The sequence below is a fragment of the Tamlana carrageenivorans genome, from assembly GCF_002893765.1.
GTDB classification, from domain to species: Bacteria; Bacteroidota; Bacteroidia; order Flavobacteriales; family Flavobacteriaceae; genus Pseudotamlana; species Pseudotamlana carrageenivorans.
The window spans coordinates 1733496-1751316 of record NZ_CP025938.1 but is presented as its reverse complement, the minus strand read 5'-3'; the positions used below and the strand labels follow the sequence as shown (position 1 = coordinate 1751316).

At 36.3% G+C, this 17821-nt stretch carries 17 protein-coding genes and 1 tRNA gene; 13 read left to right on the top strand and 5 right to left on the bottom strand.

Annotation, left to right across the window (positions count from 1 at the left end):
- Nucleotides 1-47: 47 nt before the first annotated feature.
- Together istB and istA are read right to left on the bottom strand one after the other, a co-directional pair.
- Nucleotides 48-788, bottom strand: a complete 741-nt coding sequence (istB, locus tag C1A40_RS07830) for an IS21-like element helper ATPase IstB (protein ID WP_102995426.1) — start codon at nucleotides 786-788, stop codon at nucleotides 48-50.
- Nucleotides 789-825: 37 nt separating this feature from the next.
- The gene (istA, locus tag C1A40_RS07825) at nucleotides 826-2379 is read right to left on the bottom strand and encodes an IS21 family transposase (protein WP_102995425.1); all 1554 of its coding nucleotides are present in this window, start codon (nucleotides 2377-2379) and stop codon (nucleotides 826-828) included.
- A gap of 356 nt (nucleotides 2380-2735) precedes the next feature.
- Between istA and C1A40_RS07820 the strand changes: the two genes are divergently transcribed.
- The 4 genes from C1A40_RS07820 to C1A40_RS07805 all read left to right on the top strand — a co-directional run bounded on the left by C1A40_RS07820 (nucleotide 2736) and on the right by C1A40_RS07805 (nucleotide 4862).
- Nucleotides 2736-3164, top strand: coding sequence for a PID-CTERM protein-sorting domain-containing protein (locus C1A40_RS07820; protein WP_102995424.1), 429 nt, complete (start codon nucleotides 2736-2738; stop codon nucleotides 3162-3164).
- Nucleotides 3165-3325: 161 nt separating this feature from the next.
- Nucleotides 3326-3499, top strand: coding sequence for a transposase (locus tag C1A40_RS07815; protein WP_277871395.1), 174 nt, complete (start codon nucleotides 3326-3328; stop codon nucleotides 3497-3499).
- 30 nt (nucleotides 3500-3529) lie between these two features.
- Nucleotides 3530-3889, top strand: coding sequence for an ISAon1 family transposase N-terminal region protein (locus tag C1A40_RS07810; RefSeq protein ID WP_102994345.1), 360 nt, complete (start codon nucleotides 3530-3532; stop codon nucleotides 3887-3889).
- A 19-nt stretch (nucleotides 3890-3908) separates the two neighbouring features.
- Complete coding sequence (locus tag C1A40_RS07805; RefSeq protein WP_102995422.1) at nucleotides 3909-4862, top strand: ISAon1 family transposase; 954 nt, start codon at nucleotides 3909-3911, stop codon at nucleotides 4860-4862.
- Nucleotides 4863-5023: 161 nt separating this feature from the next.
- On the opposite strand, the gene C1A40_RS07800 is transcribed toward C1A40_RS07805, so the two are convergent.
- Nucleotides 5024-5097, bottom strand: a tRNA-Asn gene (locus tag C1A40_RS07800).
- A 73-nt stretch (nucleotides 5098-5170) separates the two neighbouring features.
- Entirely contained in the window at nucleotides 5171-6514 is a 1344-nt protein-coding gene (gene rseP, locus C1A40_RS07795) for an RIP metalloprotease RseP (RefSeq protein ID WP_102995421.1), read from the bottom strand.
- Between the two features lie 200 nt (nucleotides 6515-6714).
- Between rseP and C1A40_RS07790 the strand changes: the two genes are divergently transcribed.
- The 5 genes from C1A40_RS07790 (at nucleotide 6715) to C1A40_RS07765 (ending at nucleotide 12932) form a co-directional block, all read left to right on the top strand.
- A complete protein-coding gene (locus C1A40_RS07790) occupies nucleotides 6715-7380 on the top strand; it encodes an SCO family protein (protein ID WP_102995420.1) in 666 nt (221 codons plus the stop codon).
- Between the two features lie 554 nt (nucleotides 7381-7934).
- Nucleotides 7935-8171 (top strand): FeoA family protein, encoded by a 237-nt coding sequence (locus C1A40_RS07780; RefSeq protein WP_067145183.1) that lies wholly within the window; start codon nucleotides 7935-7937, stop codon nucleotides 8169-8171.
- Nucleotides 8164-10263: a ferrous iron transport protein B gene (gene feoB / locus C1A40_RS07775; RefSeq protein ID WP_102995418.1), complete on the top strand. Its 2100-nt coding sequence runs from the start codon at nucleotides 8164-8166 to the stop codon at nucleotides 10261-10263. Before C1A40_RS07780 ends, feoB begins: the two co-directional genes overlap by 8 nt.
- Nucleotides 10264-10283: 20 nt before the next feature.
- Nucleotides 10284-10421 carry a FeoB-associated Cys-rich membrane protein gene (locus tag C1A40_RS07770; RefSeq protein WP_102995417.1) on the top strand — a complete coding sequence of 46 codons (138 nt, stop codon included), beginning with the start codon at nucleotides 10284-10286 and terminating at the stop codon, nucleotides 10419-10421.
- 267 nt (nucleotides 10422-10688) lie between these two features.
- Complete coding sequence (locus tag C1A40_RS07765; protein WP_102995416.1) at nucleotides 10689-12932, top strand: TonB-dependent receptor; 2244 nt, start codon at nucleotides 10689-10691, stop codon at nucleotides 12930-12932.
- A 420-nt stretch (nucleotides 12933-13352) separates the two neighbouring features.
- Here the strand turns inward: C1A40_RS07765 and C1A40_RS07755 are convergent, their stop codons facing one another.
- Complete coding sequence (locus C1A40_RS07755; protein WP_102995414.1) at nucleotides 13353-13802, bottom strand: DUF3157 family protein; 450 nt, start codon at nucleotides 13800-13802, stop codon at nucleotides 13353-13355.
- Nucleotides 13803-13903: 101 nt separating this feature from the next.
- Here C1A40_RS07755 and C1A40_RS07750 point away from each other — a divergent pair, with 101 nt between their 5' ends.
- From C1A40_RS07750 to bioA, 4 genes are all read left to right on the top strand, one after another.
- Nucleotides 13904-15055, top strand: coding sequence for an aminotransferase class I/II-fold pyridoxal phosphate-dependent enzyme (locus C1A40_RS07750; RefSeq protein WP_102995413.1), 1152 nt, complete (start codon nucleotides 13904-13906; stop codon nucleotides 15053-15055).
- The gene (locus C1A40_RS07745) at nucleotides 15052-15465 is read left to right on the top strand and encodes a putative signal transducing protein (RefSeq protein WP_102995412.1); all 414 of its coding nucleotides are present in this window, start codon (nucleotides 15052-15054) and stop codon (nucleotides 15463-15465) included. The genes C1A40_RS07750 and C1A40_RS07745 overlap by 4 nt, the downstream gene beginning before the upstream one ends.
- Nucleotides 15466-15513: 48 nt before the next feature.
- Nucleotides 15514-16134 carry a dethiobiotin synthase gene (bioD, locus tag C1A40_RS07740; RefSeq protein ID WP_102997164.1) on the top strand — a complete coding sequence of 207 codons (621 nt, stop codon included), beginning with the start codon at nucleotides 15514-15516 and terminating at the stop codon, nucleotides 16132-16134.
- Between the two features lie 152 nt (nucleotides 16135-16286).
- Nucleotides 16287-17552, top strand: coding sequence for an adenosylmethionine--8-amino-7-oxononanoate transaminase (bioA, locus tag C1A40_RS07735; RefSeq protein ID WP_102997163.1), 1266 nt, complete (start codon nucleotides 16287-16289; stop codon nucleotides 17550-17552).
- The last annotated feature ends 269 nt before the right edge of the window (nucleotides 17553-17821 follow it).

Genomic DNA, 17821 nt, shown 5'->3' with positions numbered 1-17821 from the left:
TCAAACCGTGCCACTTTAAGAGATCATACAATAATAGTTAAATTTAATTAATACTGTTCTTTCAACTTACCTTTTCTCAAGGATTCTCCAGTAAGGTTTATCCTATGCGATGAATTTACAATACGATCTAGTATCGCATCAGCGATAGTGCTTTCGCCGATAATATCGTACCAAGCGGATACAGGTATTTGTGAAGCTACAATCGTTGCTTTTTTATCATGTCTTTCATCGATTATGTCCATAAGCGCCTCTCTGTTCTGATTGTCGAAGCTCTGTAAACCAAAATCATCAAGGATAAGCAGATCTACTTTTAATAGTTTTGCAAGTTCTTTAAGGTAAGTGCCATCTACTTTACTTAGTTTTAATCGTTTCATCAGTCTAGCAGTATTTGTGTATAGGGTTCTTTTATTCATCATACAAGCTTGATGTCCCAATGCCTGAGCTATATAACTTTTACCCACTCCAGAGGATCCTGTGATAATCAAGTTTTCCTTTTTTTGTACAAAATCTAGAGTAGCCAAACGCTCGAACATATTTCTGTCCAAGCTTCTGTTGTGCAGGTAATTAATATCTGTAAGTGTAGCTCCCTGCTTAAAGGCTGCTTGCGTTGTAAGCCTTTTTATCTTTCTATTCTGAAGGTCTTCCCATTGGTGATCGGTAAGCAATGCTAGATATTGATCTGGCGTAAGACACTCTATTCGGTTATCACTAAGGTGGTTGTGATGGAGTTCAGCCATAGCTGTTAATCTCATTTTTCTGAGTTTTTCGATGGTGTGATTTGTATTCATATATGTATAAAATTTAAGTGATTTTTTCGTGTTGTTTTTACTTATAATTGGATGCCCCACGGATGTTCGCATGCTTGGGGATATGAGAACCTCGGTCTGTTTCTTCTTGTAGGAATAAGGAGCTTTGATCTAGATTATTCTTCAGTATGTTGGTTATCCTGTTGTAGCTTACAGCATCAGCCTGTATGGCTCTTTTGCAAGCATTATCTAACCTTTGGGAGCCATAAGACTTATGGAGTTGTATAACGCCCATAGCTCTTTTATACCCTGTTTCAGGATAATCCAACGCAGCAATAATCCGCTCGACACATGCTGCAACATAACTACCATGGACAGCTGCCTTGTTCTTAAAGTATTGCGGACTCCACTGGCTGTATTGTTTATGAGAACTACTAAGGTGATCCTTGTTGGTTATGTATGCGCCTTTGGAACCGCTACGTTGGTGTATAGCTATGCGCTGTTGATTATAATACACCTCTACCATGCCTTTGGTATAGTGTAGCGTGGTTTCCTTGCCAATGTAACGATATGGAACGCTGTAGTAAGTCTTATCTGGTGAAAAATAGATATAGCCTATTTTCTGAACCTTAGCTCTTCTATATTCTTTTATCTCGTAGCGTGTACTGCTTAAGGGTTTTAGATACTCTCGTTCGACGCTTTGGAAGAGCTCCAGACGACTAGCTTCTTTGCGTTGGAATAATAGGTTGTTGTAGCACTCTAGCAGAAGTTTTATCTCTTTGTTTAGATCTGCTAAAGAAAAAAAGGTCATTTCCCGAAGGGGATAATAAATCCGTTGATAAGCTAGATGCACCGCGTTTTCCACCAGCGCTTTATCTTGAGGGGAGTAACTACGCGTTGGATTGACCACGCAGTTGTAATGGCGGGCAAAGTCTTTAAAACTACGGTTAACCTGAGCTTCGTATCTACTAGATCTGGTAACGGCTGATTTTAGATTGTCTGATACGATGGCCTTGGGTACTCCCCCGTAGAAATGAAGGGCGTTTTCGCAACAACTTATAAAATCTTCACGCTTTTGGCTCATACAAGCCTCAACATAGGTATACTGACTGTTAGGGAGCATGGCAACAAAGACCTCTACTGGAAGTATCTCGCCTGTGATTTTGTCTACTATCTGAAGTTTTTTTCCAGCAAAGTCCACGAACATCTCTTTCCCTGCCTCGTGTTCAAGTTTCATAGACCCCTTGATCTTGGCATATTTACGATGGTAATGCTCCATGAATTGAGTGTAACTATAAGGGTCTTTAACCTTTTGACTATATTCTGTGTAGTGGTACAAAAAAGTAAATCCTGGGTGGTTCCGAGCCTTATTAATACTTTCAAAATAAAACATCAATTCATCATAGCGTTTGTTATTTATGGTTGTATGAGATGTAAAGAGCTTTTCTAGGGTGTGGTTGTCTAGCTTTAATAACTCCTTAAAACTATAACCACTACCTTTAAATAGGTGTATATAGCTATTTATAGTGTTGCGGCAAATGCCAAGTGTGGCTCCAATTTGACGGTTACTATAACCATCTTGTTTTAAGTTGATAATTTGTTTTAGGTCCATTGGATCAAGTGTGTTGGCCATATCGCTTTTTAGAGCAATAAGGTAATTACTTGATCTCTTAAAGTGGCACAAATCGAAACGGAAACATTGGCACAAATCAAACCGTTTTTAGCTAACTCAATTTCCGTGTGGCACAATTTAAACCGAAATCAACGGCACAGTAACTCCGAAATCACTGGCACAAATCGAACCGTGTTAGCCAAAAACATTGCAATCGCCTAATTATTAATTGTTTACGTTCATCGATAAAATTAACATAAGATTGTGTTTCAAAGTAAAAAAAGCACGATATATCGAAAAATGGAGTCGAAAAAGTTTCTGAATTAAATTCCTGGTTACTTTTATGTACACTATTATAAATATTAAACATTAACAAGATGAAAAACAAAAAAAAATCAGTTTTTGGGCTCATTAATGTGTTTGCGATAGTGCTTGTTTTTTTCATTTCATCAAAAACACATGCCTCAACAACAGTGAGTTCATCCTTTTCGGAAGCTGATTTAAGTGTGTTAAGTTTAAAAATATATACCATACTATTAACTACTGTAGTTGGAGATAGAAACAACGATTTATGGAGCAAAAGACAACCTCAAGACTCTGAAAAAAGCAATAGGTTTGACAAGCGAAGAAAACCAAAAAACGAAGACAATGACAAAAAAGGACGTAAAAACAGAAGAAACCCGCATGATTGCGACCCAGATTCTACACCTAGTGTCCCTATAGATGGCGGCTTAAGCCTTTTGGCTTTAGGTGCAATAGCTCTTGGCATTAAAAAAATACATAAAGAAAAAAATAACAAAATTTAACGCTATAAATATTTAAATTCCATTACCAAAAAGACTTTACTAGATAAAGTCTTTTTGGTTTATATGATTTAAGGAATCCTATATACCCTACTCATATATTATTTGGTTTTTGCTCTGTAATGTTTATCACCCCATGTAAGTAACTACTCAGCTTTAATACTATATCCAGAACTATGTCTATTCACTATCAGAACATTCTAAACTATTTTGACAACAGAAGTACCAACGCTTCAGCAGAAGCTTTCAATGCTAAAATTAAGGCTTTTAGAACACAGTTCAGAGGCGTGAGAAACGTAAAATTCTTGGATCAAGCACAAAAGTTGGGGAGTATTTAAAAAAAGAAGATCTTTGAATAAAAATTTTTAATGTCATCAGATTCATTATTAGCCATAGCCAATTTATTACTTCCAGAAATACTTATGAAGTATTTTGATTTGGACAAGCACGAAATTAAAGGAGAAGCACTACATTTTTATTTTACAGAACTAAACACGATTCCCGAAGAATTTAATGGAACTAAACTTCATTCCAAAGGCTTCTTTTCTGAGGCTACCGTTCAAGACTTCCCTATACGAGGTAAAAATGTTTACCTTCATATAAAACGCCGCAGATGGCTGAATAAGCAAACCAATGAAGTGGTTCATAGAGATTGGAATTTAGTAGCACAGGGAACACGGATGACCGCCGAGTTTGCTGATTTTTTAAAAGAAATTAGTCCATACTAAAGCTACGGATTGCCACACCATTGGATTTTTCTACGGTGTTAACGGCAAGAAACTGCAACGCCAGTACAAAGATCACTTAAGTGATTTTAAATCTTGGGATCAAAAAGCCCATGCAAAAGATTGGCTATTGTACCCTGAGAATCTAGGAAGCTACCTATCGCTTGACGAAACCGCTTTTTGCAATGGCGAACTCTACACCATCTTAACCAATAAAGATGCCAAAGGAAAGAAAGGCTCTATAGTAGCTATAGTTAAAGGAACTAAAGCTGAAACAGTGATAAAAATACTTCATGAAATTCCTTTAAAACAAAGAAATAAAGTTAAAGAAGTGACTCTGGATATGGCAGGAAACATGGGACTCATTGTTAAAAAATCATTCCCCAATGCCTGCTTAGTTATAGACCGTTTTCATGTGCAGAAATTAGCATTGGACGCTTTGCAAGAAATAAGAATAAAACACAGGTGGGAAGCCATCGATTTTGAAAATGATGCCATAGAAGACGCTAGAAGTAAATCTTTAAAATACACACCTGAAATACTTCCAAACGGAGATACATTAAAACAACTACTGGCAAGAGGAAGATATTTACTCTATAAGCCAAGCAATAAGTGGACTGAAAACCAAGCTAAAAGATCAGTGATACTATTTAAACACTATCCTGATATAGAAAAAGCATACAAACTATGCCAGAACTTATCTTGGATTTTTAACAATACTCAGGATAAAACTTCCGCACTAACACGATTAGCTAAATGGGATGAAAAAGTTAGACAAGCAGCCTTTAAAAGCTTTAATACTATATCCAGAACCATGTCTGTTCACTATCAAAACATTCTAAACTATTTTGATAATAGAAGTACCAACGCTTCAGCAGAAGCTTTCAATGCTAAAATTAAGGCTTTTAGAGCACAGTTCAGAGGCGTAAGAAACGTAAAATTCTTCCTCTATAGATTAACTACTATTTTTGCTTAATTCTAAAATCCCCCAACTTTTGCTCTTGATCCCAAATTTATGCCTAGTCCCCAACTTTTAGGACTGATCCTTGATCCCTCACTTCGGCTTCGCTCAACACAAACTTCTCGCCCAATTTAATCCACAAAAAAACCCAATACTTTCGTATCGGGTTTTTGTTGCTCCTTCTCTTGGGCTCGAACCAAGGACCCTCTGATTAACAGTCAGATGCTCTAACCAACTGAGCTAAGAAGGAGTGTTGCTGTTTTGCTTAGCGAGTGCAAATATAAAAGCTTTTTTAGTATCTGCAAACATTTTTTAAAAAAATTTTATTCAAATAATGCTTTATAAATATCATTACCGTTTGCAAAAAGCACTAAAGCAATTAAAAGGAAGAATCCAACCATCTGTGCATACTCCATAAATTTATCGCCAGGCTTTCTTCCAGAGATCATTTCATATAGTAAAAACATTACATGTCCGCCGTCTAAAGCAGGAATCGGTAATAAATTTAAAACACCAAGCATAATAGATAAAAAGGCCGTAATGCTCCAAAAGTACTCCCAACTCCAAGTGCTAGGAAATATATCGTAAATAGCCTTAAATCCACCTACACCTTTATAAGCACCTGTACTAGGTGAAAAAATAGCTCCTAACTGATCCCAGTAAGATACTACTTTATCCTTTGCTTTTGTAACACCAACTGGAATAGACTCGAAGAAACCATAATCTTTAACATCAAACTTATAATATCCTAAAGCCTCTAAAGTTTTTGGTGTACTAGCACCTAAAACCACGCCAAGCTTTCCTTCGGAGCTCACTTTAAGTTGTAAAGAAATTTCTTGATCCTTGCGTTTTATAGTTGCTGTAATACCTTGCCCCTTCAATGTTTCTAATGACGCCATAACTTGATCGGCATATTTTGTTGGTTGATTATTCATACCTACAATGATATCGCCTTTTTTTAAGCCGCTCGAATAATTTGCAGAGCTATCAGATACTTGCACCACCACAAAAGGTTGTCTTAAACTAATAAAACCTTTTTCCTTAGCATCCATTAACTGAGATAAAAAGTCTACAGGCATGGTTACCGTAGAAGGTGTACCATCGCGCTCTATTTCAACCTCATGACTAAAAAGCACCTTTTCTGAGATGTCTGAGAATTTTTCAATTTTTTCACCATCAACCGCAATAATCTTGTCTCCAGTATGCAGTCCAGCCTTATTAGCCACAGAGCTTTGTACTAGAAGTCCGTCATTAATATTTTCAACAGGTAAAAAGGTATCTCCATAAAAAAAGCTAATACCTATATAAATTACAATGGCTAATAAAAAATTAACCGTAACCCCACCAAGCATAATAATTAAGCGCTGCCAAGCTGGTTTCGAACGAAATTCCCAAGGTTGTGGTTCTTTAGCCATTTGCTCGGTATCCATACTCTCGTCAATCATTCCCGATATTTTCACATATCCGCCTAAAGGCAACCATCCAATCCCATAAACCGTATCCCCTATTTTCTTTTTGAATAGTGAAAACTTCACATCAAAAAACAAATAAAATTTTTCAACACGAGTTTTAAACAGCTTTGCAGGAATAAAATGTCCCAATTCGTGCAAAATAATGAGCAACGAAAGGCTTAGTAAAAACTGAGAAATCTTTATAACAAAATCCATATAATAGTCTAACATTTTTTATAATCGTGCAAAAGTAAGGTTTTAAACCAACTTTGGGAAAACAAATAAACAAAGCCATACGATTTAACACCATTTTATATGTAAACCATACCAAGCTAAGGCATTTCTTATCTATTATATTTTTAGACACAAGAGAATCATCGTATTTTTGCAGGCATCTAATTTTCATAACAATCTTTATGTTATCATTTTTTAAGGATTACAAAATATTCGCCATTGTTTTCACGATTGTTTCCATTATTATTGTTTCAATCATATACAATACTTTAAACGTATACCAACCGCTGCCTATATACCAACCTACCATGGTACAACCTGAATTGGTTGATAGTACGCTACATTACAAAAAGAAATACCACAAGATTGCCGATTTTAGTCTAACGAATCAAAACGGTAAAACGATTACCCAGGAAGACTACAAAGACAAAATTTATGTTGCCGATTTCTTCTTCACAACATGCCCTACTATTTGTCCGATTATGACCAAAAACATGGCTAGCATTCAAAAAGACATATTAAATGATGATGAAGTTATGCTCCTTTCACATTCGGTTACTCCAGAAATCGATACCGTTGTGCAATTAAAAAGATATGCCATTAAAAAAGGCGTAAACGACAAGAAATGGAATTTAGTTACAGGCGATAAAAAACAGATTTACGAATTGGCCAGAAAAAGTTATTTGGCCGTAAAAGAAGACGGCGATGGTGGCCCTTTTGACATGATTCACACCGAAAACTTTATGCTAATCGATAAAAAGCGTCAAATTAGAGGGTTTTATGATGGCACCAGCCCTGAAGAAATTGAGCGACTACTTGATGATATTACAATTTTAAAACAAGAATAACTTTAGTTTAAAGCAAAAAAAAGGCGCTTCATGTGAAGCGCCTTTTTTTAATCTTATTTTATTTATTTGTAACGTCTTTTGGCATTCCAAACTAAAGAGCTTGTATTGCTAAAGGTTTTAGTTACTGTTCCTATTTTCGTTTCTGCTGCTACTTTTGTAATATTTGTAATTGTTGTCATATTTTATTTTTTACTGGTGCAAAATTACGACGCTTATATACGTAAGAAAACAACAGGCTTGGTGTGTTTGTATGTTAAATTAACATTAAGTTTTCCTACAGTACTTTTAATCGATGAATATGATATTTTTAACGACAACACACTGTATAACCGACTATTCACTGCTTTTTAGTCTCTTTTTTTTTAGGATAACGTCACTGCGTTAGGGATTGCAGTGGAAAGCCCACAGCGCTTTTTTTTAGCGCGAGGACTTGTAACGTAAAGCCCGACCTTTAGGTAACGCCAAAAAAAATAATTACATATTATAAACTCATTACCTTTTAGGTTTTAAAGTTTTAAAGTATTTTTGCTTCTTTAAAATCAATCTAAATTGCATTGCAAGATACTTTAGCACAATTAGAACACGGTGAAAGTGCCATCATTACCGATGTGTCTTCCGTTCATATTCCTCTAAAACTTTTAGAAATGGGCTGCCTACCTGGTAACACCGTACAGTTAGTACAGCTAGCGCCTTTTCACGACCCTATGTATTTAAACATAAATGGATCGCATCTTGCTATTAGAAAAGAAACTGCAACCCACATATTAATTGAAAAGGTAAGGCATGAGTAAACAGATTAATGTAGCTCTAATAGGTAATCCGAATACAGGAAAAACCTCAGTTTTTAATGCCTTAACAGGATTAAACCAAAAGGTTGGAAACTACCCAGGCATTACGGTTGAAAAAAAAGAAGGTGTTTGCAAGCTACCACGAGGCCTTAAAGCGCATATTATTGATTTACCTGGAACTTACAGTTTAAACGCTTCGTCACTTGATGAAAGTGTGGTTATTGAATTGCTGTTAAACCAGAACGACAAAGATTTTCCAGACATTGCTGTGGTTGTTACCGATGTAGAAAATTTAAAACGTAATCTTTTAATTTTCACACAAATAAAAGATCTTAAAATCCCAACCCTATTGGTTATAAACATGGCCGATAGAATGAGTTATAAAGGGATTTCTTTAGATATTGACTATTTAGAAACACAACTACAAACAAAAATTGCCCTGACGAGTACAAGAAAAAAAATGGGCATTGACACCCTAAAGGACCTTATTGCCAATTACAAAGAGGTGCCTTCTGAGCCCTGTTTAGATATTGCTCAAATTGATGTTAACTATTTCGAAAACCTACGCAAAGCTTTTCCGAATCAGTTATTATACAAACTTTGGCTCGTTATTACTCAAGATGTAAACTTCGGAAAAACTGACCGCAAAGAGTTTGATGCTGTTGCAGATTTTAAAACGAAAAGTGAAGGCGACTTAAAACGACTTCAGCAAAAAGAAACCATTAAGCGTTATCAATTTATAAACAACGTTCTTAAAAAAGGACAAACTATAGATGCTACACAAGCAAAAGATTTACGTTCTAAACTAGATCGTGTTTTAACACACAAAATATGGGGTTACGTGATTTTCTTTGTCATATTAATGGCTTTATTTCAATCTATTTATGACTGGGCTACTGTGCCTATGGATATGATTGATTCGGCTTTTGCTTTTTTAAGTGAATGGACAAAAGACCATCTACCTTCGGGTGCCTTTACAAATTTACTTTCTGAAGGCATTATTCCTGGCTTAGGCGGTATCGTTATATTTATTCCACAAATAGCCTTTCTATTTCTCTTTTTAGCCATTTTAGAAGAAAGCGGCTATATGAGTCGTGTCGTATTTTTAATGGATCGTATTATGCGTCGTTTTGGACTAAGCGGAAAAAGTGTGGTGCCTTTAATATCTGGAACCGCTTGCGCCATTCCAGCCGTTATGGCCACAAGAAATATTGAAAGCTGGAAAGAACGCCTTATCACTATTTTAGTAACACCTTTTACAACCTGCTCGGCCCGATTACCGGTTTACCTCATTATAATCGCTTTGGTCATTCCAGACGGCAGCTTTCTAGGCTTTAGTTATCAAGCACTTACCTTAATGCTATTGTATTTGTTAGGTTTTGGAACAGCTGTACTATCGGCATACATTTTAAATAAAATCCTGAAAATAAAAAGCAAATCGTTTTTTGTGATTGAAATGCCTAATTACAAACTCCCCCTACTTAAAAATGTTTTTTATACAGTGGTTGAAAAAACCAAAGCCTTTATTTTTGGTGCTGGTAAAATCATTTTAGCTATTTCTATTGCCCTATGGTTTTTAGCATCATATGGCCCAGGTGAAAATTTTAATAGTGCTGAAAACATCATCACAGAAAAATATGCTTCAGATAATTTAGAAGAAGAAGATTTAGAACACAAAATAGCCCAATACAAATTAGAACACTCTTATATTGGTATTGCGGGTCGTGCTATCGAGCCTGCCATAAGACCTTTAGGTTACGATTGGAAAATTGGTATTGCGATTATTAGCTCCTTTGCTGCCCGTGAAGTTTTTGTGGGTACCTTAGCCACTATTTACAGCGTAGGTAGCGATGACGAGGAAACTATTAAAAATAGAATGGCTGGTGAAGTGAATCCTATTTTAGGCGGCCCTTTATTTACTTTTGCTTCAGGTATTTCACTACTGCTTTTCTATGCTTTCGCCATGCAATGTATGAGTACTTTAGCCATTGTAAAACGAGAAACAAACTCCTGGAAATGGCCCGTTTTACAACTAGTAATTATGTCTATTTTTGCTTATGTTGTGGCCTTAATAGCCTTTCAATTATTGAAATAATAAATTCTAACTAAAAACACATGAACGCCTTCATTCAAAACATATTGGTTATTGCAGCGCTTATTTTGGCTGTGGTGTTTTTAGTTAGAAAATACATCTGGAAAAAGAAAAAACCTAAAAAAGGCTGTGGTGGTAACGATGACTGCGGTTGCCATTAAGGCTATGAGTATTAAGAGATATTTCGACAAGCTTAATATGACAAGTAATAAATTATAAAGGCTTCACAAACAATTTATTTTTTTAATCATACCCATTCCCGAGAAGTATCTCAGCATGGCTTCTGTATAACACTCTAAACACTTTTTAATTTTAACCTTCCATAAGTTTGGAGCATATCAACCCTACTTCAAACATATTATCTATTTTCTTACTTTTATTTTTAGTCTTATCTAAAAATATATTTATATTTGTTCAAATTAAATTTAATGAAATATCTAATAATATTTTTTTGTATAACTTCAATAACTGTAAATGGTCAAGATATTACGGGACACGTGGCATTTGAAAACTTACCACTTGCCTATGCAAACGTTTATTTAAAAGGCACACGACAAGGCACAACAACCAATGAAGACGGCAGTTATAACCTTAAAAACATAAAACCAGGAAGCTATACCATCATTATCTCTTATACCGGATTTAAATCTGAATCAAAAGACATAAGTATCGCTAATGAAGATGTTGTGATAAATTTTAATCTAGAAACATCTGCAGATCTGGACGAAGTGGTTGTTACAGGAACTTTAAAAGCCGTTTCTAGATTGGACAGCCCTGTTCCTGTTGAAGTGTACAGCCCTGCCTTTCTGAAGAAAAATCCAACGCCTAATATTTTCGAATCGCTACAAAATGTGAATGGTGTACGGCCACAAATTAATTGTAGTGTTTGTAACACCGGAGATATTCACATCAACGGACTCGAAGGTCCATACACCTTAGTTTTAATAGACGGTATGCCCATTGTAAGCGGTTTGTCTACCGTTTATGGTTTGTCGGGTATACCAAATTCACTTATTGAACAGGTAGAAATCGTAAAAGGCCCAGCCTCCTCTCTTTATGGAAGTGAAGCGGTAGGTGGTTTAATTAACATTATCACTAAACGCCCCGAAAATGCCCCCTTATTTTTTGCGGATAGTTTTGTTTCAGGCTGGGGAGAGTGGAATTTAGACGTCGGTTTTAAAGCAAAAATTGGCAGTAAAACCGATGTGCTTTTAGGGGTGAATTATTTTAACTACAATAATCCTATTGATAACAACAATGATAATTTTACCGATTTAGCACTTCAAAATAGAATATCGGTTTTTCAAAAGTGGAATTTTGAGCGTAAAAAAAATAGAGTTTTTTCACTTGCAGGGCGATTCTTTTATGAAGACCGTTGGGGTGGTGAAATGCAATGGAATCCATCTTATCGTGGTGGCGATGAGGTTTATGGAGAGAGCATTTATACCTCGCGTTACGAATTACTAGGAACCTACCAACTTCCTGTTGCCGAGAAAATGATGCTGCAATTTTCGTATACCGATCATGATCAAAATTCCGTTTACGGCAATACGCCTTATCTGGCTAAACAACGTATTGGTTTTACACAGCTTATTTGGGATAAACCTTTAAAAGGTCATGATTTATTATTCGGACTTGCAGCGCGGTATAATTATTATAATGATAGTACTCCAGCAACTACTACTGCCGATGAAATAGTCATTCCGTCACTTTTCGTTCAAGATGAAATGATACTTCACAGAAAACACAGTTTGTTATTAGGTGCTCGTTATGATTACGATAAACGCCATGGCTCAATTTTTACACCGCGATTGGCTTATCGATTTAAACCTTCGGACCAGGCTATTATCCGACTCAATGCTGGTACGGGTTTTCGCGTTGTTAACCTATTTACGGAAGAGCACGCAGCACTTACGGGATCGAGAGATGTTGTTATTACTGAAAATTTGAACCCAGAACAATCCGTAAATTTCAACCTAAATTATTTACAACAATTTTACAGCAAAAAAGGTATGTTGTTCACCTTAGATGCCTCTGCCTGGTACACCCATTTTTCTAATTTAATTGCTCCCGACTACGAGACTAATCCCAATCAAATTATTTACTCTAATTTGGAAGGAAAAGCAGAAAGCAAAGGTGTTAGCGTTAATTTAGACGCCAATTTAGCAAGCGGTATTAAAGTCCTTTTAGGGGCGACCCTGCAAGATGTTACCACCACCCACAACAACGTCACACAGCGCCAAATATTAACCGAAAACTTTACAGGAACTTGGGGTATTTCATATAAAAATTACAAATACCAAACTACTATAGATTACACAGGAAATATTTATGGCCCCATGCGTTTGCCTCTCCTAGGGGATTTAGATCCTAGGTTACCCGAATCACCTGTTTGGAGCATTCAAAACATTCAATTCACATTTGACGGTTTAAAAAACTTTGAAATTTATGGTGGAGTTAAAAACTTATTGAATTGGACGCCTAACAAAGGCAACCCGTTTATTATAGCTCGAGCTCATGACCCTTTCGATAAAGATGTAGCATATGACAATAACGGCGACGTGCTTGTAACTCCAGACAACCCGTATGGTTTAACTTTCGATCCCACTTACATTTACGCACCAAACCAAGGGAGGCGCTTATTTTTAGGTTTACGGTATGTTTTAAATTAAGAGCTTTGGCCTCTATCGTTATTTTAACCTAATATTTATTTTCAAACGGGACTATTTCAAAACCTAAACAGCTTAATATTTGCTCACCCCTTTTTTAGTCAAAACTTGACCGTTATAAAGTTTTATTTTGGCAATAAAGACAGTACTTAAATTAGGAAGTTCAAAGGTTTCAGAACAACTACCCCCTTCAAGCTCATATAGAGGCTGCCCAAGCAAATTAAAAATAGACACAGTTTCAATTTTTAAATCTTTCGGAACGATAAAATGCACAACATTTTGATCTAATATAGCAAACTTAAGTACCTATAAACTCTGCATTAACATTGGTTATAAATCTGCCGCTATTTTCAAAAGTTACCTCTTAAATTTTTGTTTGTGAGAAACTAAAAAACAAGTTAAATCACTTAAAATAAACATAATCTAAAAAAACTTTCCGGTTTCAATAATAGAATTACCAACACGTTTATATTTCACCTTAGTACCCTTAGCACAAAACATGTAAACAGCTTTAGATTTCTGTTCTTTAACCCATAACAGGATAACTTCACTCGCTTGGCACTCGTAATCACTAGCAACCTTTTCTTTAACATGATCAATAGTCGCTCTACCTTTTTTAAGCTGATTTTGTATTTTAGAATTTAATTTAGGTTCTTCGAAGTCGGCTGCAATCTGACAACCCTCGGTGTTTTCCGTCTTAGCCACTGCAGCTTCAATAGCGTTTTGTTCTGGAGCTTTGGCATCAATATATTCCCAGGTAAAATCCGCTTTAAGTAATACACGTCGGCCGTCTTCTGTTTTCACAATATGGTTATTTTGAGCAAATCCCATAAATGATATGGTAAATAGAAAAATAAAGATGGAAGTTTTCATAAATTAAATGTGATAGGTTATCAAAAATACAGAAATTATGTGAAAAGAAATCAAGTCTTATAATTTATGAGAATGCTTAAATTAAGAAGTATATTTACGGCATGTTTCCTGAAAAATTACATCAAAAACTAGAAAACCGCAATGCTGAAAATGCATTGAGGCAGCTTGGTGCGGATAATCCATACGTTGATTTTTCATCAAATGATTATTTAGGCTTTTCAAAAAATGAAACTATTTTTAATGAAAGTCATGCGTTTTTAAAAGCTCAAAATCTGCTTCAAAATGGAGCCACTGGTTCACGATTGCTTTCAGGAAATCATAAATTATATCCCTTAGTAGAAAAGCAATTGGCCAACTTTCATAACAGTGAATCGGCCTTAATTTATAACTCGGGTTACGATGCTAATATTGGTTTTTTTGCCAGTGTACCGCAACGTGGCGATATCATTTTATATGACACCTATATTCATGCCTCCATCCGCGATGGTATACTTATGAGCAACGCTAAAGCCTATAAGTTTAAGCATAACGATTTAAGCGATTTAGAAACACTGTTATTTCGCTTTACTGAAGGAGCTTATAAAAGTAAGCAACATATTTATGTCACTACCGAATCTGTTTTTTCTATGGATGGCGATTCACCAGATTTAGAAAAACTATCGCAAATATGTAAAAAGCACGAGGCCTATTTAGTGCTTGATGAAGCACACGGCCTTGGCATTTTTGGAAAACATGGCGGCGGACTCATACAACACCTAGGCATGGAAAATGCCGTGTTTGCCAGAATTGTAACCTACGGAAAAGCCTTAGGATGCCACGGTGCAGCAATTCTGGCTAGCGACCTTTTAAAACAGTATTTGGTTAATTTTTCTCGGAGTTTAATTTACACCACGGCACTCCCGCCTCACAGTTTGGCTACCATTCATGCCAGTTATACAGCACTAGAGCAAACTCAAACACGCCAGAAACTAAAAGAAAACATCCAGTTTTTTAAGTCCGAAATCATTAAAAACCAGCTTCAAAAGTTGTTTATAGAAAGTGATTCGGCCATACACTGCTGTATCATTTCAGGAAACGACCGGGTAAAACACATAGCCAAACATATTCAGAATTCAGGATATGATGTCAAACCCATCTTGTCTCCAACCGTTTCAAAAGGACAAGAGCGCTTACGATTTTGTTTACACGCCTATAACACCGAAGCTCAAATTTCTGAAGTTTTAAAATTACTAGCACTCTTGATAACCTCATGAGCAATCGTTTTAAAACCATAGCGCGATTTCAGTACTCTACCGAAGCCCAAATTGTAAAAGGGCGTTTGGAAGCCGAAGGCATACAGGTTTTTTTATCCGATAATTTAACCATCGATACCGATCCACTAGTGAGCAACGCCATTGGCGGTGTGAAACTAAAAGTGCTATCTAAACAGGCCCTAAAGGCACAACATATTTTAGAATCTATAAGTAGATATTCGATAGACGACGAAGGCCAAACCATCGTTTGTCCAAATTGCGAAAGCCAAAAAGTTGCCCTCTTTTCAACAATTAAGGATGCTAAATCATTATTCTGGTTTATTTTTGGGGTTTTATTTACATCGCTTCCATTTTATATGAAACATAAATATAGATGCGAATCGTGCCAAACGGAGTTTAATATCAAATAAACAATACGTTGCACGGGCGTATGAATGCGATACAGAAAAACATGCAGCATGACGAAAAAAACAAACACCTATTTCATAACAGGCATTTCTACCGAAGTTGGTAAAACCGTGGCCTCGGCCATTGTAACAGAAGCTTTGGAAGCCGATTACTGGAAACCCATTCAGGCTGGAGAATTAGACCATTGCGATACCAAAAAAGTGCGAAACCTAATCTCTAACACAAATACAAAATTTCATCCTAACGCCTATGCATTAAACACGCCTATGAGTCCGCACGCTTCCGCGGAAATTGATGGCGTTAAAATCGATTTAAAACAGATAAAACCTCCAAAAACTAACAATCATTTGGTTATTGAAGGTGCTGGTGGTTTGTTAGTTCCTTTGAATGATGAAAAGACGATTTTAGATATTATCAAACCAAATTATAAGGTTATTGTGGTGTCTAGACACTATTTAGGAAGCATCAATCACACGCTTCTAACCGTAAAATTATTACAGGAAAAAGGATTTGAAGTCTCTCTAATTTTCAGTGGAAACGAACATAAAACCTCAGAAGACATCATTAAAAAAATGACAAAAGCTCGCGTTATTGGAAGGGTTGATGAAGAACCGTATTTTGATAAAAATGTGATTCGGGAATATGCTGAGAAGTTCAAAGTTAACTTGTAACGTCTTTGGATCATCATCGTAACGTCACCCTGAACTCCTGCCTGCCGGCAGGCATGGCGTTTCAGGGTCGCATTAAAATATGAATACCACTATAAATACCTTATTAAATAATGAGATGCTGAAACAAGTTCAGCATGACGACAATGAAGCTTATGACACTAAAACAACGCGACAAAAAACATCTCTGGCACCCGCTTACCCAACATAAATTACACCCCGAATCTATTGCCATTATAAAAGCAAAGGGCTGTATACTAACCGACGAAAATGGTAACGAATATATCGATGCTATCGCCTCGTGGTACACCTGTATGTACGGACACTGCAACGATTACATAACCAGTCGGGTTTCAGAACAAATGAAACAGTTAGATCAAGTGGTTTTTAGCGGATTTACACACGAACCTGCCGTGAAACTATCAGAAGCTTTAATCAACATACTTCCCGATAATCAGCAAAAAATATTTTTTAGCGATAACGGCTCCACTTCGGTTGAAATTGGTATTAAAATGGCCCTACAATATCATTTTAATAATGGCGAAAAACGCAATACTCTAATTGCTTTCGAGGATGGATTTCACGGCGATACCTTTGGCGCCATGAGCGTTTCTGGACTCTCGGTTTATAACGGTCCGTTTGAAGAATTTTTCCTCGATGTGAAACGTATTCCCGTTCCAAATGGTGAAAATTTAGAGGCTATTTTAGCACAATTAGAAAAAATCTCTAAAGACCATAAAGTCGCAGGGTTTGTTTACGAACCTTTGGTTCAAGGTGCAGCAGCCATGAAAATGCACGATGTTAATGACTTAAACGCTATTTTGCAATTTTGTAAAAGCAACCACATTATAACTGTTGCCGACGAGGTGATGACGGGGTTTGGTAAAACCGGTAAACATTTCGCTTCCCTACATATGGAAACTAAACCAGACGTAATGTGTTTAAGCAAGGCGCTTACTGGCGGATTACTTCCTATGGCATTAACTACCTGTTCACAAGATATTTACGATGCTTTTTATAGCGACGATATCGGGAAAGGTCTTTTTCACGGACATACCTATTCGGCAAATCCACTAGCTTGTACAGCTGCTTTGGCGAGCATAGAATTGCTACAAACCGAAGCCATTCAAAGCAATATACAGCGCATTATAACCTCACATCAAACTTTTGGCGAACACATTAAAAAGCATCCTAAAGTAAAAGGTATCAGACAATCGGGGGTTATTTTTGCCTTAGATTTAGATGTAGAAATGCAACGCTACGGAAATCTGCGTGATAAACTGTTCAAGTTTTTCATGGATCACGGCGTGTTTTTACGACCGCTAGGGAACACCATTTACATTCAAGCGCCTTATGTAGTTACGGAAACTCAGTTAGAAAAAATCTATCAGGTTATTGAAGAGGCTTTGGATATTGTTTAATGAATTAGAGAAATTAGTGTCAAAGCCAACTTTTACTTTATCTCAAAGTTGTTTTCTCTCTGTGTGTCTCTGTGAAAACTCTGCGCATCTCGGCGTAAGAATTGCTGTTTTTATTTCTCAAAGATTCACGGAGCTACACTAAGAGTCACAGAGGCGTCGCGTTAATATGTTTTTTGAAAATTAAAAAGGATGCGATTTCAATAAAAATGTTAACAATGAGTAATCCCTAACGCATAAATAGTACTTTTGTGAACTAACGTAAAACTGAA